Origin of the sequence: Cellulomonas sp. S1-8 (genome assembly GCF_026184235.1) — a bacterium.
Taxonomy (GTDB): domain Bacteria; phylum Actinomycetota; class Actinomycetes; order Actinomycetales; family Cellulomonadaceae; genus Cellulomonas.
The window spans coordinates 1,727,522-1,753,530 of the sequence record NZ_CP110806.1 but is presented as its reverse complement, the minus strand read 5'-3'; the positions used below and the strand labels follow the sequence as shown (position 1 = coordinate 1,753,530).

At 73.7% G+C, this 26,009-nt stretch carries 20 protein-coding genes and 1 pseudogene; 11 read left to right on the top strand and 10 right to left on the bottom strand.

Annotation, left to right across the window (positions count from 1 at the left end; genetic code table 11):
* The first annotated feature begins 218 nt into the window (after positions 1–218).
* A pseudogene (locus OKX07_RS07840) lies at positions 219–784 on the top strand (recombinase family protein).
* 25 nt (positions 785–809) lie between these two features.
* Here OKX07_RS07840 and OKX07_RS07835 read toward each other — a convergent pair.
* The 8 genes from OKX07_RS07835 to OKX07_RS07800 form a co-directional block, all read right to left on the bottom strand.
* Positions 810–1,625: a DUF4839 domain-containing protein gene (locus tag OKX07_RS07835; RefSeq protein WP_265631264.1), complete on the bottom strand. Its 816-nt coding sequence runs from the start codon at positions 1,623–1,625 to the stop codon at positions 810–812.
* A 374-nt stretch (positions 1,626–1,999) separates the two neighbouring features.
* Positions 2,000–3,835: an ABC transporter ATP-binding protein gene (locus OKX07_RS07830; protein ID WP_265631263.1), complete on the bottom strand. Its 1,836-nt coding sequence runs from the start codon at positions 3,833–3,835 to the stop codon at positions 2,000–2,002.
* Positions 3,832–5,673, bottom strand: a complete 1,842-nt coding sequence (locus tag OKX07_RS07825; protein ID WP_265631262.1) for an ABC transporter ATP-binding protein — start codon at positions 5,671–5,673, stop codon at positions 3,832–3,834. The genes OKX07_RS07830 and OKX07_RS07825 overlap by 4 nt, the downstream gene beginning before the upstream one ends.
* 60 nt (positions 5,674–5,733) lie before the next feature.
* The gene (locus OKX07_RS07820; RefSeq protein WP_265631261.1) at positions 5,734–6,498 is read right to left on the bottom strand and encodes an SDR family oxidoreductase; all 765 of its coding nucleotides are present in this window, start codon (positions 6,496–6,498) and stop codon (positions 5,734–5,736) included.
* 98 nt (positions 6,499–6,596) lie between these two features.
* Positions 6,597–7,928 (bottom strand): aspartate aminotransferase family protein, encoded by a 1,332-nt coding sequence (locus tag OKX07_RS07815; protein WP_265631260.1) that lies wholly within the window; start codon positions 7,926–7,928, stop codon positions 6,597–6,599.
* A gap of 32 nt (positions 7,929–7,960) precedes the next feature.
* Positions 7,961–9,040 (bottom strand): TIGR03842 family LLM class F420-dependent oxidoreductase, encoded by a 1,080-nt coding sequence (locus tag OKX07_RS07810; RefSeq protein ID WP_265631259.1) that lies wholly within the window; start codon positions 9,038–9,040, stop codon positions 7,961–7,963.
* A gap of 13 nt (positions 9,041–9,053) precedes the next feature.
* A complete protein-coding gene (gene hydA / locus OKX07_RS07805) occupies positions 9,054–10,475 on the bottom strand; it encodes a dihydropyrimidinase (RefSeq protein ID WP_265631258.1) in 1,422 nt (473 codons plus the stop codon).
* Positions 10,476–10,509: 34 nt separating this feature from the next.
* Positions 10,510–11,358, bottom strand: coding sequence for a nitrilase-related carbon-nitrogen hydrolase (locus OKX07_RS07800; RefSeq protein ID WP_265631257.1), 849 nt, complete (start codon positions 11,356–11,358; stop codon positions 10,510–10,512).
* Positions 11,359–11,584: 226 nt separating this feature from the next.
* On the opposite strand from OKX07_RS07800, the gene OKX07_RS07795 reads away from it, so the two are divergent.
* From OKX07_RS07795 to OKX07_RS07750, 10 genes are all read left to right on the top strand, one after another.
* Positions 11,585–12,925: an aminotransferase class I/II-fold pyridoxal phosphate-dependent enzyme gene (locus tag OKX07_RS07795; protein ID WP_265631256.1), complete on the top strand. Its 1,341-nt coding sequence runs from the start codon at positions 11,585–11,587 to the stop codon at positions 12,923–12,925.
* Positions 12,926–13,034: 109 nt separating this feature from the next.
* The gene (locus tag OKX07_RS07790; RefSeq protein ID WP_265631255.1) at positions 13,035–14,501 is read left to right on the top strand and encodes a cellulose binding domain-containing protein; all 1,467 of its coding nucleotides are present in this window, start codon (positions 13,035–13,037) and stop codon (positions 14,499–14,501) included.
* Between the two features lie 256 nt (positions 14,502–14,757).
* Complete coding sequence (locus tag OKX07_RS07785; protein WP_265631254.1) at positions 14,758–15,828, top strand: putative F420-0 ABC transporter substrate-binding protein; 1,071 nt, start codon at positions 14,758–14,760, stop codon at positions 15,826–15,828.
* A 9-nt stretch (positions 15,829–15,837) separates the two neighbouring features.
* A complete protein-coding gene (locus OKX07_RS07780) occupies positions 15,838–16,938 on the top strand; it encodes a putative F420-0 ABC transporter permease subunit (RefSeq protein WP_265631253.1) in 1,101 nt (366 codons plus the stop codon).
* Positions 16,929–17,729, top strand: coding sequence for a putative F420-0 ABC transporter ATP-binding protein (locus tag OKX07_RS07775; RefSeq protein ID WP_265631252.1), 801 nt, complete (start codon positions 16,929–16,931; stop codon positions 17,727–17,729). The genes OKX07_RS07780 and OKX07_RS07775 overlap by 10 nt, the downstream gene beginning before the upstream one ends.
* A complete protein-coding gene (cofD, locus tag OKX07_RS07770) occupies positions 17,726–18,709 on the top strand; it encodes a 2-phospho-L-lactate transferase (RefSeq protein ID WP_265631251.1) in 984 nt (327 codons plus the stop codon). Before OKX07_RS07775 ends, cofD begins: the two co-directional genes overlap by 4 nt.
* Entirely contained in the window at positions 18,706–19,338 is a 633-nt protein-coding gene (gene cofC / locus OKX07_RS07765) for a 2-phospho-L-lactate guanylyltransferase (protein WP_265631250.1), read from the top strand. The genes cofD and cofC overlap by 4 nt, the downstream gene beginning before the upstream one ends.
* Positions 19,339–19,504: 166 nt before the next feature.
* Complete coding sequence (locus OKX07_RS07760) at positions 19,505–20,560, top strand: ice-binding family protein (protein ID WP_265631249.1); 1,056 nt, start codon at positions 19,505–19,507, stop codon at positions 20,558–20,560.
* Positions 20,557–21,204, top strand: coding sequence for a class F sortase (locus OKX07_RS07755; protein WP_265631248.1), 648 nt, complete (start codon positions 20,557–20,559; stop codon positions 21,202–21,204). Before OKX07_RS07760 ends, OKX07_RS07755 begins: the two co-directional genes overlap by 4 nt.
* A gap of 78 nt (positions 21,205–21,282) precedes the next feature.
* Positions 21,283–24,723: an EAL domain-containing protein gene (locus tag OKX07_RS07750; protein ID WP_265631247.1), complete on the top strand. Its 3,441-nt coding sequence runs from the start codon at positions 21,283–21,285 to the stop codon at positions 24,721–24,723.
* Here the strand turns inward: OKX07_RS07750 and OKX07_RS07745 are convergent.
* Together OKX07_RS07745 and OKX07_RS07740 are read right to left on the bottom strand one after the other, a co-directional pair.
* Positions 24,695–25,393: a hypothetical protein gene (locus OKX07_RS07745; RefSeq protein WP_265631246.1), complete on the bottom strand. Its 699-nt coding sequence runs from the start codon at positions 25,391–25,393 to the stop codon at positions 24,695–24,697. The genes OKX07_RS07750 and OKX07_RS07745 overlap by 29 nt on opposite strands.
* Positions 25,390–25,977: a hypothetical protein gene (locus tag OKX07_RS07740; RefSeq protein WP_265631245.1), complete on the bottom strand. Its 588-nt coding sequence runs from the start codon at positions 25,975–25,977 to the stop codon at positions 25,390–25,392. The genes OKX07_RS07745 and OKX07_RS07740 overlap by 4 nt, the downstream gene beginning before the upstream one ends.
* Between the last annotated feature and the right edge of the window lie 32 nt (positions 25,978–26,009).

The window sequence follows — 26,009 nt, the reverse complement described above, 5'->3', positions numbered from 1 at the left end:
CCGCTCGCGATCACGATCGCCAGGCTCGGCTCCCTGCGGTTACCGACACGGCGGCTCCTGGCGCCGCGGGTCGGCCTGCGTGTCCATGTGGGGTACACCCAAAGTCGACACCCTTGCACCGCCACGGGAGACGTCCGGATAGGGTCTGAATCGGCGCTTCTTGACGCTTGTCGCCTGCCTTCTTAGAGTCCAACCTGACAGGTGGGTGGAGAGGCGGCATGATGCGCGTCGGCTACATCCGGGTGAGCACCCTGGACCAGAACACGGTCCGCCAACTCGACGGCGTCGAGGTAGAGCGGGTGTTCACCGACCGGGCGTCCGGCAAGGACACCACCCGACCCCAGCTCGCCGAGCTCATCGCGTTCGTCCGCGAAGGCGACACGGTCGTCGTGCACTCGATGGACCGCCTGGCCCGCAACCTCGACGACCTGCGGAGCCTCGTGCGGACCCTGACCGCCAAGGGCGTGCAGGTCGAGTTCATCAAGGAGCACCTGACCTTCACCGGCGAGGACTCCCCCATGTCCAACCTGCTGCTGTCGGTCATGGGCGCGTTCGCCGAGTTCGAGCGTTCCCCGATCCTGGAGCGCCCAGCGTGAGGGCATCGCCGCGGCCAAGCAGCGCGGGGTGTACACCGGGCGTCGACCTGCCCTCACCCCCGAGCGCGCGCAGCAGCTGCGCGAGCGCGCAGCCGCCGGCGAGCAGAAAGTCCGCGCTTGCCAAGGAGTTCGGCATCGGCCGTGAGACGCTCTACAGCTACCTTCGCGCGACCCCTGCCTCCGGCTGACCAGCGCACGTTGGCCTGGACGCGGCTACCTGAACGAGGTCTCGACAGGTTCCAGGAGGAAGAGGCACTGCTGCGCGACGAACTCGTCGACGGTGGCGACGACGTGGATGTTCGTGCCGACGCCGATCGAGTCCGACACGGCACCTGAGTAGTGCACGTCAAACGTTGTGTTCACGTCGCGGAACTGAAAATCCGGGCCAGGCGCTGCGACGTCCTCGCTGAAGTCACCCTGGTTGACGAGGATGTCGTATCGGGTTGTCGCCCCGTCGTGGGGGTTCATCGCGACAATCGCCCCGTCGAATGCGACCGTCGCGCCGGCGTACCTGGCCGCGAACGTGCCGAGGTCAGCGCTGCAGCCATCCCTCAACTGCATGATCGCCGCGAAGTCCGCGTTCGACTCCACCGTGAGCGGCGGGCCATCTGCCGGCACCGTCGGCGTGGCCTCAGTGGGTGGCTCCTTCGTTGCCTCCTCGCCGGCCGCCTCAGCCGGCTCTGTCGGTGACTCCGTCGCCTTCGCGATGCCATCACCGCATGACCGGTCGACGACCAGGCGAGGCTTGCCCGAGACCGCCGTCCCAGCAGCAGGCAGCTGCTCGCAGACCGTCCAGTTCGACTCATCGACGACGCCGAGGAGCCCTCCGCCAACCACTTCAACCTCGTCCGGGTCGATCCCCGCGCGATCGGTGTCGCTCAATGCAACATCAAGCTGCGCCCCCACGACGTCGGGCATGACAGGACCTTCACCCGAGCCGCACCCGGCGAGCCCGAGCGCCAGAGCGATCAGGATCGGAACAGCCATGCGCAGGTTCGGCATCAGGTTCTCCAACGACTTGTCGAGCAAGGACGCCAGGGCCCGGAGCCTGCTCGGTGTCCTATCCGCGCTGGTCACCCGCTCGAACCGCGCGGCGCCCGCAGGCTATCGACCACATGTGCCAGCGGGACGGTCATCGTGCGTTCCGCTCTGGGTGAAGTCGGCCAACGCCGACTTCATCTGCCAGCCGGTGTCAGACCGACGTCCCCGCGCACCAGCACCCTGCGCAGCAGCTCGTCGAGCACCGGGTGCGCGGCCCATTCGGCTGGCTGCTAGTCGCGCACGCTCGTGCAGCCGACCTCGACCAGTCGCGCGTGCTGCTCGACGAGGCCGACCGCCCGGGGCGACCCGCGGACGTACCCGACGCGCCGAGACCCAGGGCGCGCTGCGGCCCGGGCGTCCGGTCACGTGCTGCGCAGGGAGTCCTGCCACTGGGAGTGGAGCGTCGCGAAGCGTCCGCCGGCGGCGACGAGGGCGGCTGGGCTGCCGTCCTCGACGATGCGGCCGTCGTCGACGACCAGGACGCGGTCGGCGTGCATGACGGTCGACAGGCGGTGGGCGATGACGACGGCGGTCCGGCCGGTCAGCAGGGTGCGCAGCCCCTCCTGGACGAGCTGCTCGCCGGGGATGTCCAGCGAGCTCGTCGCCTCGTCGAGCACGAGCACGGCGGGGTCGGCGAGGAACGCGCGCGCGAAGGACACGAGCTGGCGCTGCCCGGCGGACAGCCGCACGCCGCGGGTGTCGACGTCCGTGTCGTACCCGTCCGGCAGGGACGCCAGCAGGTCGTGGACGCCGACGGCCCGCGCCGCCTGCTCGATCTCGTCCCGGGACGCGGTCGGACGTCCCAGTGCGATGTTGGCCGCGACGGACCCGGAGAACAGGTACGCCTCCTGCGTGACCATCACCATCGCGGTGCGCAGGTCGCGGGGGTCGGCGTCGCGCAGGTCGACGCCGTCCAGGCGCACGGCCCCGGCGCGGGGGTCGTAGAACCGGGCGAGCAGCTTGGCGACCGTCGACTTGCCCGCGCCGGTCTCCCCCACGAGGGCGACGGTCTGCCCGGCCGGGATGTGCAGGTCGAGGTGCGGCAGCACGGTCGGCCCGTCGGCGTACCCGAACTCGACGTCGTCGAAGCGCACGTCGCCGCGCGGCGCGCGCAGCCGCACGGGGTGCGCCGGGTCGGGCACGGTCGGCTCCTGCGCGAGCAGGCCCGACAGCTTCTCCAGCGCCGCCGTCGCGGACTGGAACGAGTTGTAGAACATGCCGATCTGCGCGAGCGGCGCGAAGAACCGGCGGGCGTACAGCACGCTCGCGACCAGCACACCGACGTCGAGCGCGCCGTCGAGCACGCGCAGCCCACCGACCAGCAGGACGCCCGCGACGGTGACGTTGCCGATGAGCACGAGACCGGTGTCGAACACGCCGTTCACGCGGATGGCCTCGGCGTTAGCGGCCCGGTACTCCTCGGAGTCGGCGGCGTAGACGTCGGCGACCTGGCCCTCGCGGCGGAACGCCTGCACGGCGCGGATGCCCGTCATCGTCTCGACGAACCGCACGATCACGCGCGCGGCCGCCGTGCGGGACCGGCGGTACTGCGCCTGCGAGCGCTTCTGGAACCAGCGCGTCAGGACGATGCCCGGCACCACGGCGACGAGCAGCACCAACCCGCTGCGCCAGTCGAGCAGCGTCAGCCCGACGGCCGTGAAGACCATCGCGAGGCCGCTGGCGGCGAGCGTCGTCACACCGCCGTCGAGCAGCTCGCGCAGGGCCTCGAGGTCGGACGTCTGCCGCGAGATGATGCGCCCCGACGTGTACCGCTCGTGGAACTCCAGGCTGAGCCGCTGCGTGTGCCGGAAGACGCGGCGACGCAGGTCGAGCAGGACGGTCTGGCTGACCGTGGCGGCCATGCGCACGGTGGCGGCCGTGAAGACGCCCGCGACCAGCGCCGTCAGCGCGTAGCCGCCGGAGACGAGCAGGAGGGGACCGGCGTCGCCGTCGCGCAGCGCGGGGATGCCCCGGTCGATGCCGACGGCGACCAGCGCGGGCCCGGCGACGAGGGCCAGCTGCGCGACCACGACGACCAGGGCCGTCAGCGAGGTGCGGCGGGCGACGGGACGCAGCAGCGTGCCCAGGAGCGCCAGCGACCGGCGACGGACCTCGCCCGCTGCGGCGTCCCCGTGCTCGTCGGTCGCGGGGCCGTCCGGGGACGACGCGGCGGCGCCCGGGCTCGTCGTGGCGGTCATCGACGCACCCCCTCGGGCACCGGGTGGGTCGTCTCGTCGAGGTCGACCGGCTGGTCGTCCCCGCACTCGGCGGTGAGCACGTACCGGTAGTGCGGGTGCGTCGCGAGCAGGTCGGCGTGGCGGCCGACCCCGGTGACGCGCCCGTCCTCGAGGACCGCCACCCGGTCGGCCAGGGCCACGGTCGACGTCCGGTGCGCGACGACCAGCGTCGTCGTGGTGGCCAGGACGCGCCGCAGTCCGGCGGTGACGTCGGCCTCCGTGGCGACGTCGAGGGCCGAGAGCGGGTCGTCGAGCACGAGGACGCGCGGACGGCCGGCGATGGCGCGCGCGAGCGCGATGCGCTGCCGCTGCCCGCCGGACAGGCTGAGCCCCTCCTCGCCGATGACGGTGTGGACCCCCAGCGGCAGGCGGTGCACGAACGCCGCCCGCGAGACCTCGAGTGCGGTCCGCACGACGTCGTCGACGTCCGCCTCGCTCATCGTCGCGAGACGCTCGGCGGGTACCCCCATCAGGACGTTGTCGCGGACCGACGCCGAGAACAGGATCGGGTCCTCGAAGGCCACCGCGACCGCGGCGCGCAGGTCGTGGCGCGTCACGGCGCGCACGTCGACCCCGTCGACGAGGACCGCACCGCCCGTGACGTCGTACAGCCGCGGCACGAGCTGCAGGAGCGTCGTCTTGCCGCTGCCCGTCAGGCCGACGAGCGCCATCGTCTCCCCCGGCTCGAGCACCAGGTCGACGCCGCGCAGCACCTCGCGCGACCCCGCGCGGTGCGCGAACCGGACGTCCCTCAGCTCGACGCGCGTACCGCCGGGCGGCGCCGGCGGCAGGGGCACCGGCTGCGCGGGGTCGGCGAGCGCGGGGACGGAGTCCATCACCTCGAAGAAGCGGTCGGTCCCGGCGCGGGCGTCCAGCGTCATCGCCAGCAGCATGCCCAGGCTCTCGACGGGTCGGGTCATCACGGCGGCCGTCGCGAAGAACGCGACCAGCGCGCCGACGCTCACGCGGTCGGTCGCGGCGAGCCAACCGCCGAGGCCGAGCGCGACGGCGAGCGTCGTCTCGGGGATCCACGCGAGCGCGAAGGACATGCGCGACTGCGCGCGCGCCTTGTCGAGCTCGGTCCCGCGCAGCTCGTCCGCGAGCCGCACGAAGTCCTCGAGCGCGTCGTCCCCGCGTCCGAAGGCCTTGAGCACGCGGATGCCGTGCACGGACTCCTCGACGCTGGTGGCGAGGTCGCCGGCCTGGTCCCGCGCGCGCCGCGCGACGACCTTGTAGTGCTGCCGGAACCGGAAGCCGAGCCAGATCACCGGCACCGCACCCAGCAGGTACACGACGCCCAGCAGCGGGCTGGTCACGATCATCAGCGCGCCGCCGACCAGCACGGTCGTCGAGGACACGACCAGCTGCACAAGCCCGAAGACCATCCACCGCCGCACCGTGTGCAGGTCGCCCATCGAGCGCTGCAGGAGCTGCCCGCCCGACCAGCGGTCGTGGGACGCGACGGGCAGGTCGAGCAGGTGACGGAACAGGTCGATCCGCATCGTGCGCTCGACGCCCGTGCCGGGCGTCGCGATGAGCGCGCGGCGCGCCCACACCAGGACGGCCTCGATCACCCCGAGGACCAGGACGAGGAGCGCCGCCTGCACGACAGCGACGCGGGAGCCGTCGGTCAGCAGCGGGCCGTTGACGACGCCGCGCAGCACCTGCGGCACGGAGAGCGCGATCAGGCTGGCGACGAGCGTCGCGCTGCCGCCGGCGATGACCCGGGGCAGCGCGGGGCGCGCCCAGCGCACGAGGCGCAGGAGGGCACGCGTCGTGGAGACGTCGGCGGGGGGCACCCGCCCAGAGTAGATCGGGCCACCGACGACGCACGTCCGGCGTTCACCGGACGTTCGCCGTCACACCCCCGTCCGCGCGATCGTCGTGTTGTTCGCCTGCGCGCGCGGCCGGACCACCATCAGGTCGACGTTGACGTGGGCGGGGCGCGACAGGCTCCACGCGATCGTGTCGGCGACGTCGTCGGCCAGCAGCGGCTGGTAGCCCTCGTAGACCTTGGCCGCGCGCTCGGCGTCCCCGTCGAAGCGCACGAGCGAGAACTCCTCGGTCGCGACGTTGCCGGGGGCGATCTCGATGACGCGGATCGGCTCGCCGACCAGCTCCCACCGCAGCGTCGTCGCGAGCATCCGCTCGGCGTGCTTGACGCCCGTGTAGCCCGCGCCGCCCGGGTAGGGCGCGTGCGCGGCGGTCGACGTGACGACGAGGACGTCGCCCGCGCCGCGCTCGCGCAGCAGGGGCAGCACGCCCTGCGTGACGCGCAGGGTGCCGAGCACGTTGAGCTCGTACATCGTGCGCCAGCCGTCGAGGTCGGCGTCCTCGACGGTGTCGAGCCCGAGCGCGCCGCCCGCGTTGTTCACCACCGCGTCCAGCCCGCCGGTCGCCCGCACGTGCGCGAGCAGCGCCGCGACGTCGGCGTCGGAGGTCACGTCGGCGGCGAACGCGTCCGCGCCCGTCTCCTGCGCGAGGGCCTCGAGCCGGTCGGCGCGGCGGGCCGTCGCGACGACGTCCCAGCCGTCGGCGCGCAGCCGGCGCACCGTGGCGGCGCCGATGCCGGACGACGCGCCGGTGACGAGCGCGCGGCGGGGACGGTCGGACGACGGGGTCATGCGAGCTCCTGGCGGTCACGGTGCACGGCGGTCGGACGAGCATGGCACGCGGGGGTGCGACTGGATTGCTCTCTCGCGGGAGGAAGGGGGGTGGGGGGTCAGGTGGGGGTGGCCTCGGTGAGGGCCTCGTCGAGCAGGGACAGGCCGTAGCGGGCCTCGTCCGGCGTCACGACGCACGGCGGTACGACGTGCACGCGGTTCTCGACGACGAACGGCAGCAGGCCGCGCGCGAGGCACGCCGCCTTGACCGCACCGACGACGGACGCCGGCGCGGGGGTGCGCGCCTGCCGGTCCGACACCAGCTCGACGGCCCAGAACACGCCGGTGCCGCGGACCTCCCCCACCAGCGGCTGCCGCTCCGCGAGCTCGGCGAGGCCCGGGGCCAGGACGTCGCGCCCCACGGCGGCGGCGTTCTCGACGACCTCCTCGTCCTCCATCGCCCCGATCGCCGCGACGATCGCGGCCATCGCCAGCGGGTGCCCCGAGTACGTCAGGCCGCCCGGGAACACGCGGTCGTCGAACGTCGCGGCGATGTCCGCGCCGATGAGGACCCCACCGGCGGGCACGTACCCGGAGTTGACGCCCTTGGCGAAGGTCACGAGGTCGGGGACCACGTCGTGCTGGTCGAACGCGAACCACGACCCGGTGCGTCCGAACCCCGCCATGACCTCGTCGAGGACCAGGACGATCCCGTACCGGTCGGCGATCGCGCGCACGCCGGCCAGGTACCCGGGTGGTGGCACCAGGACGCCCGCGGTCCCGGGCACGGTCTCGAGCAGGATCGCCGCGACCGAGTCCGGCCCCTCGCACTGCACGACGCGCTCGAGGTGCCGCAGGGCGCGCTCGCACTCCTGCTCCGGGCTCGTCGCCCAGAACTCCGAGCGGTAGAGGTAGGGCCCGAAGACGTGCACGTGGCCGCGCGCGTACTCGTTGGGCACGCGCCGCCAGTCGCCCGTCGCGACGACGGCCGCGCCGGTGTTGCCGTGGTACGAGCGGTACTGCGACACGACCTTGTCGCGGCCCGTGTGCAGCCGCGCCAGCCGGATGGCGTTCTCGTTGGCGTCGGCGCCCCCGTTGGTGAAGAACACCTTGGTGAGCCGGTCGGGTGCGTGCGCCAGGATCGCCTCGGCGGCCCGGCCGCGCGTGAGGTTGGCCGTCGACGGCGCGACGGTCGTCAGCAGCGCCGCCTGCTCGCGGACCGCCGCGACGACCCGCGGGTGCTGGTGCCCGATGTTCGTGTTGACGAGCTGGCTCGAGAAGTCCAGGTACGTGTGGCCCGCGTGGTCCCACACTGTCGACCCCGCACCTCCCGCGACGACGAACGGTGCGACGTGCGCCTGCGCGGACCACGAGTGGAAGACGTGCGCGCGGTCGAGCGCGACCGTCTCGGCGTCGAGCGCGAGGCCGTCGTCGTGCGGGGGTGCTGCCATCGTCCTGATCTCCTCGGGTGCGGTCGTCGCGCTCATGGCGTGGCGGCCGTCGGGGTCGCCGCGGCGTCGAGGGCCAGGGTGGTCGCTGTCGCCACGACGGGCTCGGCCATCGCCGGGATGACGCGCTCGCCGTACTGCCGCAGCGTCTCCTCCTTGTTGTCGTGCTGGAGGTAGACGGCGAACTGGTCGCAGCCGAGCGCCTCGAGCTCGCGCAGCCGCTCGACGTGCTCGTGCGGGGACCCCAGGAGGCAGAAGCGCTCGACGATCTCGTCGGGGACGAACGTGGTGTGCGAGCTGCCCGCGCGCCCGTGCTCGTTGTAGTCGTACCCCTCGCGCTCCCGGACGTAGTCGGTGAGCGCCTTCGGGATCGCGGAGTCCGTGCCGTAGCGGCGGACGATGTCGGCGACGTGGTTGCCGACCATGCCGCCGAACCAGCGGCACTGCTCGCGCATGTGCGCCCGCTCCTTCGGCGAGGACCCGTCGCCCACGTACGCGGGGGCGGCGACGCAGATCGTCACGGTGTCGGGGTCACGCCCCGCCGCCTCGGCGGAGTCGCGGACGGCCTTGACCATCCACGCAGTGATGTCGGGGTCGGCCAGCTGCAGGATGAAGCCGTCCCCGACCTCGCCGGTGAGCCTGAGCGCGAGCGGGCCGTACGCGGCGACCCACACGTCGAGCGCGGAGCCCGTCGACCACGGGAACCGCACGGTCCGCCCACCGACGCTCGCGGGCCGGTCGTTGGCGAGTTCGCGGATCACCTCGATCGACTCGCGCAGCGTCGCGAGGTTCGACGGGCGGCCGTTGAGCGTCCGGACCGCGGAGTCACCCCGGCCGATACCGCAGATCGTGCGGTTGCCGTACATCTCGTTGAGCGTCGCGAACAGGGACGCCAGCACGGTCCAGTCGCGCGTGGCGGGGTTGGTGACCATGGGCCCCACGACGACCTTGCGCGTCGCGGCGAGGATCGCGGAGTAGATGACGAACGGCTCCTGCCACAGCAGGTGGGAGTCGAACGTCCACACGTGGGAGAACCCGTGGGTCTCGGCCTGGCGTGCCAGGTCGACGGTCCGCCACGCCGGCGGGTTGGTCTGCAGGACGACCCCGAAGTCCATTCCTCGACCCCCCTCAGACCAGGTACTGCGACAGGTCGCGCCGCAGGTAGCGCCCGTGGCCGGGTCGCCCGTGGTAGCCGTCGGCGTCAACGAGGACACGTCCGCGGGACATCACGAGGTCGACGTGCCCGTCGATCTCGAACCCCTCCCACGCGGAGTGGTCCATGTTCATGTGGTGCGTGGCGCCGTACCCGAGGGACGTATGCCCGGCCGGGTCGTACACGACGACGTCGGCGTCGGCGCCGGGCGCGATCACGCCCTTGCGCCCGTAGAGGCCGAACATGCGGGCCGGGGTGGTCGACGTGATCTCCACCCAGCGCTCCAGCGTGATCTCGCCCGTCACCACGCCCTGGTACATGAGGTCCATGCGGTGCTCGACCGAGCCGATGCCGTTGGGGATGGCCCGGAAGTCGTCGACCCCCAGCTCCTTCTGCCCCTTGAAGCAGAACGGGCAGTGGTCGGTCGAGACCATCTGGATGTCGTTGGTGCGCAGCGCGCGCCACATGTGGTCCTGGTGGCCCTCGGCGCGCGAGCGCAGCGGGGTCGAGCACACCCACTTGGCCCCCTCGAAGCCGGGCGCCCCGAGCTGCTCCTCGAGCGAGAGGTACAGGTACTGCGGGCAGGTCTCGCCGAAGACGTTCCTGCCCTCGTCGCGGGCCCAGGCGAGCTGCGCGACGGCCTGCTTGGCGGACACGTGCACGACGTAGAGGGGTGCGTGCGTGACGTCGGCCAGCATGATCGCGCGGTGCGTGGCCTCCTCCTCGAGCTGCCAGGCGCGCGCGATTCCGTGGAAGTACGGGTCGGTCCTCCCCTGCTCGACGAGCTGGGCGGCGAGCACGTCGATCGCGGGCCCGTTCTCGGCGTGCATCATCGTGAGCAGGCCGAGGTCGGCGGCTCTCTGCATGGCCCGCAGGATCTGGGCGTCGTCGGCGTAGAAGACGCCGGGGTAGGCCATGAAGAGCTTGTAGCTGGAGATGCCCTCGTCGACGAGCCACGCCATGGCCGCGAGGGAGTCGTCGTCGACGCCGCCGATGATCTGGTGGAACCCGTAGTCGACGGCGCAGCTGCCCGCCGCCTTCGCGTGCCACGCCGCGAGCCCGTCCTGGACGCGCTCGCCGGCGCGCTGCACCGCGAAGTCGATGATCGTCGTCGTGCCGCCCCACGCGGCGGCGCGGGTGCCGGTCTCGAACGTGTCGGACGCGGCGGTCCCGCCGAAGGGCAGCTCCATGTGCGTGTGGGCGTCCACCCCGCCGGGCACGACGTACCGGCCCGTGGCGTCGACGACGTGGTCGACCGCTGCCGCGAGGTCGTGGCCCAGGAGCGTCGAGCCGGGCGCCAGGACGGCGGCGATCGTCTCGCCGTCGACCAGGACGTCGGCCGCGCCGCGACCGGTCGCCGAGACGACCGTGCCGCCGCGGATCAGGGTGGTGGCCATGGGGGTCCTTCCGTGCCGCAGCAGGTCAGAGGGCTCAGGGGGCGACGATCGGGCCGTACGCGTCGGGGCGACGGTCGCGGAAGAACTGCCAGCGCTCGCGCACCTCGCGGATCTGGTCGAGGTCCAGGTCGCGCAGCAGCAGCTGGTTCTCGGTCGAGGAGCCGACCTCGCCCACGTACCTGCCGTCCGGTCCCACGGCGTACGACGAGCCGTAGAAGCTCACGGCCTCGTCGCCGTACTCGTTGTCCTCGAGCCCGACGCGGTTGTTGGCGACGACGAAGTACCCGTTGGCCACGGCGGCGGCGGGCTGCTCGATCTCCCACAGCCTGTTGGAGATGCCGGGGGCGGTGGCGTTGGGGTTGAACACGATCTGCGCGCCGTTCAGCGCGAGCACGCGCCACCCCTCGGGGAAGTGCCGGTCGTAGCAGATGGTGACGCCGATCCGGCCCGCGGCCGTGTCGAACACGGGGTACCCGAGGTTGCCGGGGCGGAAGTAGAACTTCTCCCAGAACTTGGGCAGGTGCGGGATGTGGTGCTTGCGGTACGTGCCCAGGACCGTGCCGTCCGCGTCGATGACGACGGCCGTGTTGTACAGGACGCCCGGCTGGTCCTCCTCGTAGATCGGCAGGACGACGACGATGCCCAGCTCGGCGGCCAGCGCGCTGAAGCGCCGCGTCGTGGGGCCGGGGACGGGCTCGGCGTAGTCGTAGTACGCGGTGTCCTGCGTGATGCCGAAGTACGGGCCGTAGAAGAGCTCCTGGAAGCAGATCACCTGGGCGCCGGCGGACGCCGCCTCGCGGGTCCAGCCCTCGTGCAGCGCGATCATCGACTCCTTGTCCCCCGTCCAGGTGGCCTGGGTGAAGGCGACGCGCACGACGGTCATGGGTCCTCCGGTGTCACGACGACGGCTGGTGGCGCCGGGGTGCGGTCGCTCGCGCCGTGCCCCGGATGGAATGTGACTGTCGACCTTGGACATTTCCGCGGCGTCACGCGCCCTTTGCCGTCCGGGAACTTCCTGCGGCGGCCCGTGAACTTCCTGGACACGCGTCCGGTGCGGCGGCGACACACGGCGACACGTCGGCGCAACACGGGCAGGCGACGATGCGCGCATGTCCCCGCAGGAGCTGGCCGCCCTCGTCTCCGACCGGTCCCCGCGCGGGATCGCCGCGACCATCGCGCGGCTCGTCCACACCGGTGACCTCATGCCCGGCACGCGGCTGCCGACCGTCCGTCAGCTCGCCGGTGCGCTCGGCGTCAGCCCGGCGACCGTCGGGTCCGCGTGGCAGACGCTCGCCTCCGCCGGACTGGTGATCTCCCGCGGCCGCGCGGGGACGTCGGTGCTGCCGGGCCCGGCCAGCCGGCTGCCGCCGCACTACCGCGACCTGGCCGACGTCCCGGCCGCACGCCTCGACCTCGCCGCCGGCACGCCCGACCCCGAGCTGCTCCCGGACCTGGCGCCCGCCCTGGCCCGCGTGGCCGCACGCGGGCTCGACGCGCGGACGACCGGCTACCTCGACGACCCCGTGATCCCCGACCTCGAGCGGCTGCTGCGCACGTCGTGGCCGTTCCTGCCGCAGCGCCTCACGGTCGTCGACGGCGCCGTCGACGCGATCAGCCGGGTCCTGGAGCAGGTCGTGGGTTTCGGCGGGCGCGTCGCCGTCGAGGATCCCGGGTTCCCCCCCGTCCTGGACCTGCTCGACCACCTCGGCCTCGAACGCGTCCCCGTGCCCCTCGACGCCTGCGGGCCACGGCCGGACGCGCTGGCCGCAGCCGTCCGGTCCGGTGCCCGCGTCGTGCTGCTCCAGCCCCGCGCGCAGAACCCCACCGGGATCAGCACGACGCCGACGCGGGCGCGCGAGCTCGCGGCGGTGCTGCGCCCCGTCGCCGGGCAGGTGTGGGTGGTCGAGGACGACCACTCGGGTGAGATCGCGTCGTCGCGGGACGTGAGCCTCGGTGCGCTGCTGCCCGACCGCGTCGTGCACGTGCGCTCGTACTCCAAGTCCCACGGCCCCGACCTGCGCATCGCGGCCGTGGGCGGGCCGGCGGTCGTGCTGGACGGGCTCGTCGCCCGTCGGATGCTGGGGCCGGGCTGGACGAGCCGGCTGCTGCAGCGCGTGCTCACGGACCTGCTGACCGACGCGCACGCCGTGGAGGCGGTCGCGCACGCCCGCCGCGTCTACCACGGTCGCCGCCGCGCGCTGAGCGCCGCCCTCGCCCGGCACGGCCTGCACGTGCCGCCCGGGGACGGCATCAACATGTGGGTCCCGGTGCACGACGAGCCGACGGCGCTCGTGCGGCTCGAGGCCGCGGGCGTCCGGGTCGCGCGCGGTCGACCGTTCTTCTGCGACCCGACCGGGGCGGGCGGGTTCGTGCGCGTCACCGTCGGGGTGCTGCGCCCCGAGGACACCGAGGCGGTCGCCACCGCCCTGGCCGCGGCCGCGGCTCCCTGACGCACGAAAACAGGTTGGTATACCAACCGAATGGTTTCGTACGTCGCCCCGACAGGGCCGTCCGCACCAGAGTGTGAATCGTCATCCACCGTCGAGGGGAACGATTGCCATGTCGAGGACACGCAGCAGGACAGCAGCCTGGGTCGCCACGGTCGCACTGGTCGCGGCGGGTGCGATCGCCGTGGCGAGCACCCCCGCGCAGGCCGTCCAGACCATCACCAACATCGCCTACGCCCCGGCGGAGCCGCAGGGCAGCCGCGGTCACCTCATGGACCTGTACGTGCCCGACGGCGCGGGCCCCTGGCCGCTCGTCGTGTGGTCGACGGGGTCGGCCTGGACGTCGGACGACGGGAAGTCCGGGGCGAGCGCCATCGCCCAGCAGCTCAACCCCCGCGGCATCGCCGTCGCCGGCGTCAGCGTGCGGTCCAGCTCGCAGGCGAAGTTCCCCGCGCAGGTGCACGACGTCAAGGCGGCGATCCGGTTCCTGCGCGCCTACGCCGACAGGTACCGCCTGGACCCGGACCGCTTCGCCTCCATGGGCGACTCCTCGGGCGGCTGGGTGGCCGCGATGGCTGCCCTGACCGGCGGCGTCGAGTCCCTCGAGGGGCAGGTCGGCCTCTACGGGGTCTCGAGCGACGTCCAGGCGGGCGTCGACTTCTTCGCTCCCACCGACTTCTCGCGGATCAAGGAGCAGGGCGGGATGTTCGACCACGACAGCATCAACGCCCCCGAGGGCCAGCTGCTCGGCTGCGCGACCCCGACCTGCCCGGACAAGGTCCGGCAGGCCAACCCGCTGACCTACGCGGACCCCTCCGACCCGCCGATGCTGCTGCTGCACGGCCGCGCCGACAACGTCGTCCCCCACGCCCAGACGGAGATCCTCTACGAGGCGCTCAAGGCCGCGTGCGTCGACACCCGGTTCTTCTCCGTGCCCGGCGCCGGGCACAGCCACGCCGACGTCACGAGCGCGTCGCGCTACGGGCAGCAGACGGTCCGCACGACCACGGACTGCCGGGAGACGGTCACGCAGGGCACGCCGAACCCCAGCTGGGACACCATCGCGGCCTTCCTGAAGGACGCGTGGGCGGACGCCGAGCCGACGCCCACGCCCACGCCGACGCCGACCCCCACCCCCACGCCGACGTTCACCCCGACGCCCACGCCCACGCCGACCGTGACCCCGACCCCGACCCCGACGCCGACCCCGACGCCGACGCCGACGGTCTCCCCCACGCCGACCGTGAGCCCCACGCCCACCCCCACCCCGACGCCCACCCAGGGCACGGGCACCGGGTGCACGGCCGCGTACCGGCTGGCGAACAGCTGGCCCAACGGGTTCGTCGCGGACGTGACGGTCACGGCCGGCAGCAGCGCGATCAACGGCTGGCGCGTCACCGTGACCCTGCCCTCGGGGACCGCCACGCAGGTGTGGAACGGGCAGTCGTCGGGCGGCGCGGGCATGACCGTGACGAACGCCGCCTGGAACGGGCGCGTCGACGCCGGCCGGAGCACGACGTTCGGCTTCCAGGGCACCGGGAACGGTGCCGGTGCGACGGTGACGTGCGCGGCGTCCTGACGCCCGACCCTCACCGGAGGTGACGCCGACGAGCGGCGCGGACGGGGCCCCGCCCTGTCCGCGCCGCTCGTGCGTCGTGGGACGCCGCTTGCACCCCGACGGGGTAGAGCGCCTAGGGTGACGGGTCGGAACCCGGCCGCCGCCTTGGCCGGGTCGCACCGCCCTGGTCTGGGACGGTCCTCCGCGGCGCGACGTGCGCCCGTCCCCATCCCTCCGCGCCCGACGGCGTGCGCGGCAGCGACCTCCCGGAGCGACCATGCCGCACGCCCGCCGTCCCCGTACCCCTGCGACCGCACCCCGGTCCGTCCACCGCGTCGCGCGCGGTGCCGCCCTGACCGTCGGTGCGCTGCTGCTCGCCTCGTGCGCGACCGGGGCGCCGGCCGCCGGCCCGACCGCCGGGTCCGCCACCGACGCCCCGACGTCCACGCCGGTGACCCTCGACAACTGCGGGACCGAGGTCATGTTCGACGCACCGCCCGAGCGCGTCGTCACCATCAAGTCCTCGACGACCGAGATGCTGCTGGCGCTCGGCCTGTCCGACGTGCTCGTCGGCACCGCCTTCGCCGACGGTCCCGTCCCCGAGCAGTGGGCCGAGGACGTCGCCGACGTGCCCGTGCTGTCGGACAACGTGCCCGGGCAGGAGGCCGTGCTCGAGGTCGAGCCGGACCTCGTCTACGCGGGCTGGGAGTCGAACCTCAGCGCGGACGGTGCGGGTGAGCGGGAGACGCTGGCGACGCTCGGCATCGCGTCGTACGTCTCGCCCAGCGCGTGCAAGGCGCCGGGGTACCAGCCCGACCCGCTGACCTTCGACGACGTCTTCAGCGAGATCCGCGAGATCGGCGACGTCTTCGACGTGCCGGACGCCGCGGAACAGGTCGTCGCGGACCAGCAGGCGACCCTCGACGCGATCGAGCCCGCCGACGGGCAGACCGCCGTGTGGTGGTCGTCGGGCACGGACACCCCGTACGTGGGTGCCGGCATCGGCGCACCGCAGATGCTGCTCGACGCGGCCGGGCTGAGCAACGTGTTCGCCGACGTGCAGGACACCTGGACGTCCGTCGGCTGGGAGCAGATCGTGGCGGCCGACCCCGACGTGCTGGTCCTGGTGGACTCGGCGTGGAACTCGGCGCAGAAGAAGAAGGACCTCCTCGCGGCGCATCCCGCCGCCTCCCAGCTCGCCGCGGTGCGCGAGCAGCGGTACGTCGTCGTGCCGTTCGCGGCGACGGAGGCCGGGGTGCGCAACGCCCAGGCCGCCTCCGACGTCGCGGACGCCGTGCGCGCGCTCGACGCCGGAGCACCCGCGCCCGGCGCGACGACCGAGGGCTGACCCGCGCCCATGCCGAGCACGAACGCACCACCGGCCAAGCCCGGCACCCGCGACGCGGGCGTCGTCGACGTGGGGAGCGCCGGACCGCGGGCCCCGCTGCGCCCCCCGCTCGCGCTGCTGGTCGGCATCGGGTCGGTCGCGCTGGTCGCCACCCTGCTGGTCGCGGTGACGATCGGACCGGCGGACCTCGCGGTCGGCGAGGTCGTGCGGTCGGTGCTCGCGCACCTGGGTCTGCGCGACCCCGACGTGCCGCGGCTGCACGACGCGATCGTGTGGGACCTGCGGCTCCCCCGCGTCGTGACGGCCGCCGCGGTCGGCGCGGGCCTCGCCGTCGCGGGTGCCGTCATGCAGTCCCTCACGCGCAACCCCCTCGCCGACCCGTACCTGCTGGGGCTGTCGTCGGGTGCGTCGCTCGGCGCGGTGGCTGTCCTGGTGCTGGGCGTCGGCCTGCTGCTGCCCGTCGCGGCGTTCGCCGGGGCGCTCCTGGCTCTCGTCGCGACGCTCACGCTCGCGCGGACGGGCGGCACGCTCACCCCGACGCGCGCGGTGCTCGCGGGTCTCGCGGTGTCGCAGCTCGCGGCCGCGGCGACCTCGTTCGTCATCTTCTGGACGGCCACGGGCGACTCGTACCGCGAGATCCTGTCCTGGCTCATGGGGTCGCTCGCGGGCGCGACGTGGTCGTCCGCCGCGATCGCCGGGGCGGCGCTGCTCGTCGTCGGGACGGTCGTGCTGCTGGCGTCGGGACGGCTCGACGCGTTCGCGTTCGGCGACACCGCCGCGGCGGCGCTCGGCGTGGACGTCGACCGCACGCGCTGGGCGATGATGACGCTGGTCGCCCTGCTGACGGGCGCGATGGTCGCGGTGTCCGGGGCCATCGGGTTCGTCGGCCTGGTGCTGCCGCACGCCGTGTCCGTCGTGACCGGTCCCGCGCACCGCCGCCTGCTGCCCGTGGCCGCGCTGGCCGGTGCGGTGCTGCTGGTGTGGGCGGACACGCTCGCCCGGACCGTGTTCGACCCGCGTGAGCTGCCGGTCGGCATCGTCACCGCGCTCATCGGGGTCCCCGTCTTCGCGGTGCTGCTGCGCCGGGGGCGGGGTGGCGCGTGGAGCTGACGATCGCGGGTGTCGGCACCCGGCTGGGTGGGCGGTGGGTCGTCGACGGCATCGACGCCACGCCCCCCGCGGGCGCGCTGACGGGCCTGCTGGGCCCCAACGGCGCGGGGAAGACCACGCTCCTGCGCCTCGTCGCGGGCGTGCTGGCACCGCAGGCCGGGGCCGTGCTGGTGAGCGACCCCGGCGCCGACGACCCGCGGCCGGTGGTGCCGGTGCACACGATGCCCCGCCGCGACCGTGCCCGGCACGTCGCGCTGCTCGAGCAGTCGTCCGACGCGACGGTGCCGCTGAGCGTGCGCGAGGTCGTCGCCCTGGGCCGCATCCCGTACCGCACGCTGTGGGGCACGGACTCCGACGCGGGCGCCGTGGACCGGGCCCTCGACGCCGCGTCGGCGACCCACCTGGCCCACCGCGGGTGGGCGACGCTGTCGGGCGGGGAACGGCAGCGCGTGCACATCGCACGGGCGCTCGCCCAGGAGCCTGCGCTGCTGCTCCTCGACGAGCCGACCAACCACCTGGACGTGAGCGCGCAGCTCGCGCTGCTGGGGTTCGTCCGCGGGCTGGGGGTGACGACGGTGGCCGCGCTGCACGACCTCAACCTCGCGGCCGCGTACTGCGAGCACGTGCTCGTCCTGTCGGGCGGTCGGCTTGCGGCCGCCGGCCCCCCGGCCGAGGTGCTGACGCCGGCGCTGGTCCGTGACGTGTACGGCGTCGACGCGCACGTCCTGACGCACCCGGTGACCGGCCGGCCCGTGATCGCGTACAGCCCCACCGGGACGTCGCACGCATGAGGGTCACGGTGCTGTCGGGCGGCGTCGGCGGGGCGCGCTTCACCCGCGGGCTGCTCGCGATGCTGCGCGAGCGTCTGCCGGACGGCGAGGGCGGGACGACCGCGCAGGTCACGGTCGTGGCGAACACCGGCGACGACATGTGGCTGCACGGGGTCCGCGTGTGTCCTGACCTCGACACCCTGATGTACACGCTCGGCGGTGCGGTGCACGAGCAGCAGGGCTGGGGCCGACGCGGTGAGTCGACGCACGTCGCGGACGACCTGGTCGCCTACGGGCTGGGCTGGGAGTGGTTCACGCTCGGCGACCTGGACCTGGCCACCCACCTGGCGCGGACCGCCCTGCTGCGCTCCGGGCTGCCGCTGTCCGCGGTGACCCAGCGGCTCGCCGCGCGCTGGTCGCCGGGCGTCCGGCTGCTGCCCATGTCCGACGACGAGGTCGAGACGCACGTCGTCACCGACGAGGGCACGCTGCACTTCGAGGAGTGGTGGGTGCGGCACCGGGCCGCGGTCCCGGCACGCGGTTTCGTCCAGGTCGGGGTGCAGGACGCGACGCCCGCACCGGGGGTGCTGGAGGCGCTGGCAGGCGCGGACGTCGTCGTGGTCCCGCCGTCGAACCCCGTGGTCTCGGTCGGCACGATCCTGGGGGTGCCGGGCGTCCGCGACGCGCTGCGCGCCACGTCCGCGCCGGTCGTCGGCGTGAGCCCGGTGATCGGCGGGGCGCCCGTGCGCGGCATGGCGGACGCGTGCCTGACGGCGACCGGCGTCGCGACGGACGCCGCCGCCGTCGCCCGCCACCTCGGGCTGCGCGCGACGGGCGGGGTGCTCGACGCGTGGCTCGTCGACGACGTGGACTCGGGTGCCGTCGCACCGCTGCGCGCCGAGGGGTGGGTCGCGGCGGCCGCACCGACCCTCATGACGGACGTGGCCGCGACCGCCCGCATGGCGGCGGCAGCGCTCGACCTGGTGGGTGTCGCCCCGTGAGCGGCTGGTGGGCGGTGGTGCCCGTCAAGGAGGCGCGTCGGGGCAAGTCCCGGCTCGCCCCGGCGCTCGACGACGACACCCGCGCCCACCTGGTGCGGCAGATGGCGGCCGCGACCGTGCACGCGCTGCTGACCGCGGACCGCGTCGACCATGTCGTCCTGGTCACCCCGGACCGGGCGCTCGCCGCGCTGCTGCGCGGGCCCCGGACGACGGTGGTGGACGAGCCGACCGGTGGCCCCGACGCGCAGGTGCGGGGCCTGGACGCGGCGGTGCTGGCCGGTGCGGCGCACGTCCGCACGGTCGCGCCCCGGGCGCCCGTGGTCGTGGTGCTCGGCGACCTGCCCTTCCTCGTGGCGCGGGAGGTCGACACCGTGCTGGAGGCGGCCGGTGCGCTGCCACGCGCGCACGTGCCGGACGCGGCCGGGACCGGCACGACGATGCTGACGGCGACCGCGCCGCACGCGCTGCGCCCGGCGTTCGGGCGCGGGTCCTCGGCGCGGCACGCCGCCGCCGGGCACGTGCGGCTCGACGTGCCGGCGACGTCGGGCGCGCGTCAGGACGTCGACGTCCCGGGCGACCTCGTGGCGATGCCGCCCGCGCTGCTGGGCACGACGACGAGGCGCGGATGACGCCCGCCTCCGGGCCTCGTCGCGCGGAAATGCGCAGATCCTGAGGGATTGTCCAGCGCGACCCGCCGGTGAGTCGAGCAGCCGTCGGCACGGGGCAGGTGCAGGCCGTAGTGTCGCGGCAGGGGGTGTTCACTCGGAGGCACTCCCGCCACCGGAGGACATCACCATGCAGGCCACGACCGGCGTACGTCGTCACCCTCGTCCGCGCACAGCGGCTGTCGCAGCGATCGCAGCGACGGTCACCCTGGCCGTCGCCCTGGCGTCGAGCGCGCAGGCCGCCCCCGTCGCGGTGCCCCTCGCCACGGCGGACAGCTTCGCGATCCTCGCGGGAGCGGGCATCACGAACACCGGGTCGACGACGGTCACCGGGGACATCGGCACGTCCCCCACCGCGTCGTTCACCGGGGCGGGCTCGATCACGCACGCCGGGGCCGTCCACGCCGCGGACGACGTCGCCGACCAGGCCAAGACGGACCTCGTGACGGCGTACGACAACGCCGCGGGGCAGGGGCCCGTGATGGCGGTCCCGAACGAGCTCGGAGGTCTGACCCTGACGTCCGGCGTGTACTCCTCCGGCGACGCCCTGGGTCTGACCGGCACCCTCACGCTGGACGGTGACGGCGACCCGAACGCCGTCTGGGTCTTCCAGACCCCGTCGACGCTCATCACCGCGACCGACAGCGCGGTCGTGCTCATCGACGGCGCTCAGGCGTGCAACGTCTACTGGCAGGTCGGCAGCTCGACGACCCTGGGTACGCGGACGTCGTTCGTCGGCACCGTCATGGCCCTGACGTCCATCACCCTGACCACGGGGGCGACGGTCGCCGGCCGCGTCCTGGCCCGCAACGGCGCGGTCACCCTGGACTCGAACACGATCATCCGCCCGCTGTGCGCGGTGCCGACGCCGAGCGCGAGCGCGAGCGCGAGCGCGACCGCGAGTCCGACCGTCGTCCCGAGCGAGGGCGCGACACCGGCCCCGAGCGCTGGTGCCGGCGTGGGCGCGACCGCAGGTCCCGGGACGGGTTCCGGCGCGGGCTCCGGGTCCGCGGCGCGGCGCGGGCCGCAGGTGCCGCAGGTCCCCACCGGTGGGGTCTCCACCGGTGACGGCAGCAGCGTCGGCGCCGGGACGACAGGTGCCGTCGTCCTCGCCCTGCTGGGCGCGGCCGCCGTCATCGTCGCCGGGACGTCGCGACTGCGAACCCGCCGGTCGCGCGCGGAGTGACGAGGCGGCCGGGCGCGCCGCCGTGGGCGGTCGCGCTCGTCCTGACGACGGCCGTCCTGACGACCGCCGCGTGCGGCACCGTGCCGGCCGCACCCGGCGTGCTCGACCCGACGAACGGGGCCGAGGCCGCGCCTGCGACCGCCTCCGCGGCGCCATCGGCGGCCGCGTCGCGGGTCGCGGGTCCGTTGATGATGGCGCCCTCCGTCCCGCTCCGGGTGACGATCCCGTCGATCGGCGTCGACTCCGAGCTGATGACGCTGGGACTGCAGGCGGACGGCACCATGGAGGTGCCGCCGGCCGGGTTCCCCGCCGGGTGGTACGACCGGGCGCCGACCCCGGGTGAGCTCGGTCCCGCGGTCATCGCCGGGCACGTCGACTGGGCCGGGCCGGGTGTGTTCTACGACCTGGCGCGTGTGTCCGTCGGCGACGAGGTCCGGGTGACCCGGACCGACGGGACGGCACCGGTGTTCGTGGTGACGGCCGTCGAGGAGCACCCGAAGGACGAGTTCCCGACGGACGCCGTCTACGGCGACATCGACCACGCGGGCCTACGCCTGATCACGTGCGGGGGCGCGTGGGACCCGACCGTGCGGCACTACGAGGCGAACGTCGTGGTCTTCGCGGAGCTCGTCCGACCGGGGTGATCCGGGGTGGCCGACGCCCGGACTGGGTGGCCAGCGCTCCAGGTCCGGCCTCGATCTGCCGATGCCAGGGCAGTGACGATGGCGACTGCGACGAAGGAGGCGACCATCGACGGCATCTCCCAGCGGCGGCCACCCGCGGTCGGTTTCATCGCGCCCAACGTGCACGGCTACTTCTTCGGAAGCATACTCACCGGGGTCATCGACACCGCGAGCGCGCAGGGCGCACGGATCGTGGCGATCCAGACGCACGACGCCGGTCTGCTGGACTTCGAGGACGAGCGGTTCGCCTCGCAGGTCAGCTGGGACCACCTCGATGCGCTGGTCGTGGCCCCGGCGGCCGTGGACTCCCACTACGTGCAGGCCTTCGCCGCCACCGGCAAGCCGGTCGTGACCGTGTACGAGGCGCCGTCGGGGTGTGACTGCCCCACCGTCGTCCCCGACAACGAGCAGGGCGTCCGTGCGTCGCTGGACCACCTGGTCGGGCACGGTCACACGAGGATCGCCTTCGTGGGCCGTCAGCCCGCCAACGCCGACGACTCGATCCGCTACGAGGCGTACCGGCAGGCCATGCTCGCCCACGGCCTGCTGCCCACCGACCAGGTACCGGTGCCGTGGCGGCTGGACGAGACCTACGACGGCGCGTTCGCCGTGCGCCGCCTGCGTGAGCTGGGCGAGCTGCCCACCGCCGTGGTGGCGTGCACCGACGCGACCGCGATGGCGTTCATCGAGGCCCTCGCGGCCGACGGGGTCGTCGTGCCGGACGACGTCGCGGTGGTCGGGTTCGACGACATTCCCGAGGCCGCGGAGCACCACCCGCCGCTGTCCACCGTCGCCCAGAGCTTCACCCTCGCCGGATCGATGGCCTGCGCGCTCGCCCTGCGTGCCCTGCGGGGCGACGTCGTCGAACCGGGCCTGCACCGCATGCCCGTCACGTTCGTCGTGCGGGAGTCCTGCGGCTGCCGCACCGTCGAGGCCCACGGCGACGGCGAACCCTCCGGTCTCGAGGGCCTGAGCGCGCCGTTCGTGCGCGATCTCGGGGCCGTGCTGTACGGCGAGCAGGACCTGACGCCGACCCGGCAGGACGGTCTGCGGGTCGCCGCGCAGCACCTCCTCACCCTGTTCGGCCAGGTGCTGCGGACGCCGGAGGCGGACCTCGGCGCAGCGGAGAAGTCCGCCACCGACGCGCTGCGGCACGTGATGGGCCGCTCGTCGTCCCCGCTGAACGCGGTCGCGGCCGTCCGGGGACTGGCCGTGGCGGTGACCGCGCTGCTCGCCCCCGGTGACGCCCCGGCCGCCGCGGCGCTGGACCGGCGTGCCGTCGACGTCACCGCTCGGGCGCTGCAGTCCCACCGCCGGCAGCAGAGCGGCGCCGTGGTGAACCAGCACGTCGAGGTGCAGCGCCGGTACCACCGGGTCAGCACGGAGCTGGTGCGCCGCCACGACCGGGACGTGCGGTCCCTGACCTGGCTGAGCGGCACGGACGTGCCGCGCGGCAGCCTCGCGCTGTGGAACGACAACCACGAGCTGCGCATCGTGGGCGTCTACCCCGACGAGGGCGGGAGCGGGCGCCGCGACGAGCCGTGCGACGTCCGCGCCTTCCCCCCGGCGTCCCGGCACGAGGAGATCGGTCCCGACGCGCTCACGCTGGTGGTGCCGCTCCGCTTCGACGGCAGCGACCACGGCTTCCTGGCCCTCACCGGACCCTTCGACGTCATGGAGGAGGCGGTCTTCGAACGGTTCAACCACTGGGCCGTGCTGCTGGCCGTGGCCCTGGACCAGGACCGCGCGGTCGAGCGGCTGCGGGTCAGCGAGGAGCGCTACGCCTTGGCTGCCGAGGCCGCCAACGACGGCATGTGGGACTGGGACCTCGGCACCGGGGTCGTCTACTACTCGGCGCGCTGGAAGGCCCTGCTGGGTTTCACGGAGGACGAGATCGGTGCCACCTCCCACGAGTGGCTCAGCCGCGTCCACCCTGCGGACCGGGTCACCGTCGACCGGGCGCTGTCCCACCACCTGAACGGCCGCGACCCCGCGCTGGAGGTGGGGTACCGGCTGCGCACCGCGGACGGCACCTACCGCTGGATGATCACCAACGCGTTGTCGGTCCGTGACACCGACGGCACCGTCACCCGGCTCGTGGGGTCCATGACGGACGTCACCGAGCGCCAGCAGCTGGAGGAACAGCTGCGGCACGACGCGCACTACGACCTGCTCACCGGCCTGCCGAACCGGGCGCTGTTCCTGGAGAGGCTCAACCAGGCGATCCTGCGCACCCAGCGCCACGCCGACTACCAGTTCGCCGTGGTCTTCCTGGACCTGGACGGGTTCAAGGTCGTCAACGACAGTCTGGGGCACCAGGTCGGCGACGAGCTGCTGATCCAGGTGGCCAGGCGACTGTCGTCGGAGGTGCGCGTCACCGACACCGTGTCGCGGTTCGGCGGCGACGAGTTCGCGCTGCTGATCGACGACGTCCAGGACATCCCGGGGCTGCCCGAGGTGATCAGGCGGCTGCTGTCGGTGATGTCCGTGCCGGTGGTCGTCAACGAGGGGACCCGGACCGTCAGCGCCGCGGCCGGGATCGCCGTCAGTGCCGTCGAGTACGAGTCCGCCGACGAGTACCTCCGGGACGCCGACACCGCCATGTACCGGGCCAAGGCACAGGGACCGGGCTCCGTGGTGCTGTTCGACACCGCGATGCACGCGCGAGCGATGGCACGCCTGCAGATGGAGTCCGCCCTGGACCAGGGCATCGCCGAGGACCAGTTCGAGCTGTACTACCAGCCGATCGTGCGTCTGGACACTCGCCGGATCGTCGGCCTGGAGGCGCTGATCCGCTGGCACCACCCGCAGCGCGGGCTCGTCCCACCGGACGACTTCCTGCCGGTCGCCGAGGCGACCGGTCACACCCGGCCGATCGGCCTGTGGACGATCGCCGAGGCGTGCCGTCAGATCCGGGAGTGGCGGGACGCCGTCCCCGGCTTCGAGGACTGCACCGTGAGCGTCAACCTCTCCAACCGGCAGTTCTGGGACCCGGACCTGCGCCCGACGCTGCGCGCGGCCCTCGACCGGTTCGACGTGCCCGCGTCCTCGATCGTGTTCGAGGTGACCGAGGGCGTGATCATGCACTACCAGGACGTCGCGGTGAGCTTCCTCGGCCAGCTGCGGGAGGAGGGCGTCGAGATGCACGTCGACGACTTCGGGACCGGGCACTCGTCGCTGTCGGCACTGCACGAGCTCCCCGTCGGTGCGCTCAAGATCGACCGGTCGTTCGTGCAGCGGATGCAGACGAGCCGCCGCAGCCGCGAGCTCGTGGGCCTGATGGTGACGATGGGTGCCCGGTTCGGGCTGGACGTCATCGCCGAGGGGATCGAGACCGAGGCCGAGGCGGCGACCCTGGCCGAGCTGGGGTGCCCGTTCGCCCAGGGTTTCCTGTTCGCGCGGCCGATGCCGGCGGCGGACGCGACTCGCCTGCTCCTCGCCCAGGCCGCGCTCACGGCCGGGTCGACGGATCGCCGGTAGGGGCGGCAACCCGCGCCGCCACGAGATCGTCGTCGCTCGCACCGGCGTCGGGTGCGGGTGGGTGGTCGCTGCGGTGCAGGGTCGCCACGACGGTGTCGAACAGGTCGCACATGGCGTCGCGCAGCGCGACGAGCGACGTGGTGAACGACAGGTGCACGAGGCCGTGGCCGTCGTCGGGGTCCGTCCAGTAGTCGCACGCGAGGACGGGCAGGTCGACGACGTCGTGCCACGTGCCGGTGCGTTCGCGGATGCTCCGCAGCACGAGGCCGAACGGGCCCGCACCCGCGTCCAGCCGCCCGCCCGCCGCGACGGTCGCCGCCTCGAGCGCCCCGCGGACCTCGGCCACGCCGCCCTCGTCCCGGAAGGACCCGGGCGACCGGTAGCCGGTCATCGTCGCGGGCAGCGGGTGGTCGCCGGCGCGCATCAGCATGAACGCCATCCCCCAGCCTCCCGACGCCGCCGCACGCCGTGCCGCTGCGCCGATGTCGACCCGGAGCTGGCGTCGCAGCGCAGCGGACGCGTCCCCACCGCCGACCTGGTGCTCGACGAGCGCCGCGACGACCCGGCCGCGCTGCGTCTCGTCGGCGAGCGGCACGACCCACCAGTCCGCCGGCAGGACCAACCCGATGGCCCCGTCGGACGTCCCACGCGCACGGACGCCCCCGCTCATCCCTTCCGCCGTCCGCCGGGGATGTCGCCGAGCGTCAGCTCCAGCGACTCCGCGATCATCCGACCCTGCCGGGCGACCTCCGTCACCAGATCCAGGTGCACCGTGTTGAACACCAACGACGCCGCCTCCGCAGCGCCCGGCGGGAACACGTTGAGGAACAGAAACCCCTGCACCTGCCGCTCCCCGAACCGTCGCAGCAGCACCTGCTCGATCGTCAACCGACCCGCCGGGACCTCTGACGTCTGCGCGGCGTAGTCCACGATCCGCGTCGTCCACCCGAAGTCCTTGCGCAGATTGCGCGCCAGGTGCCGCTCCGGAGCGGACTCACCGCCGGGCGCCACAATGATCGTGACGTCCAGGATTGCCGCAACCTCACCAGTCGACCGGTCGGGCACCCACACGGCGTTCTGCGCGACGATGCCCCTCTTGCGCAACGAGTCGGCATTGACCAGTCCGACCGCGCGCGCAGTGACCTCCGATGCGGGGCCCGGCTCTGCGAGCTCTCCGGCGATCTCGCGTGCAAAGCGAGCGAAGCTCCATCCAGGTGTCCATCCTGCCCAGCAGTCTGGGTAGGAGTAGTTCACGTTGACCAGCGGAGCCCCACGCGCACGGACGC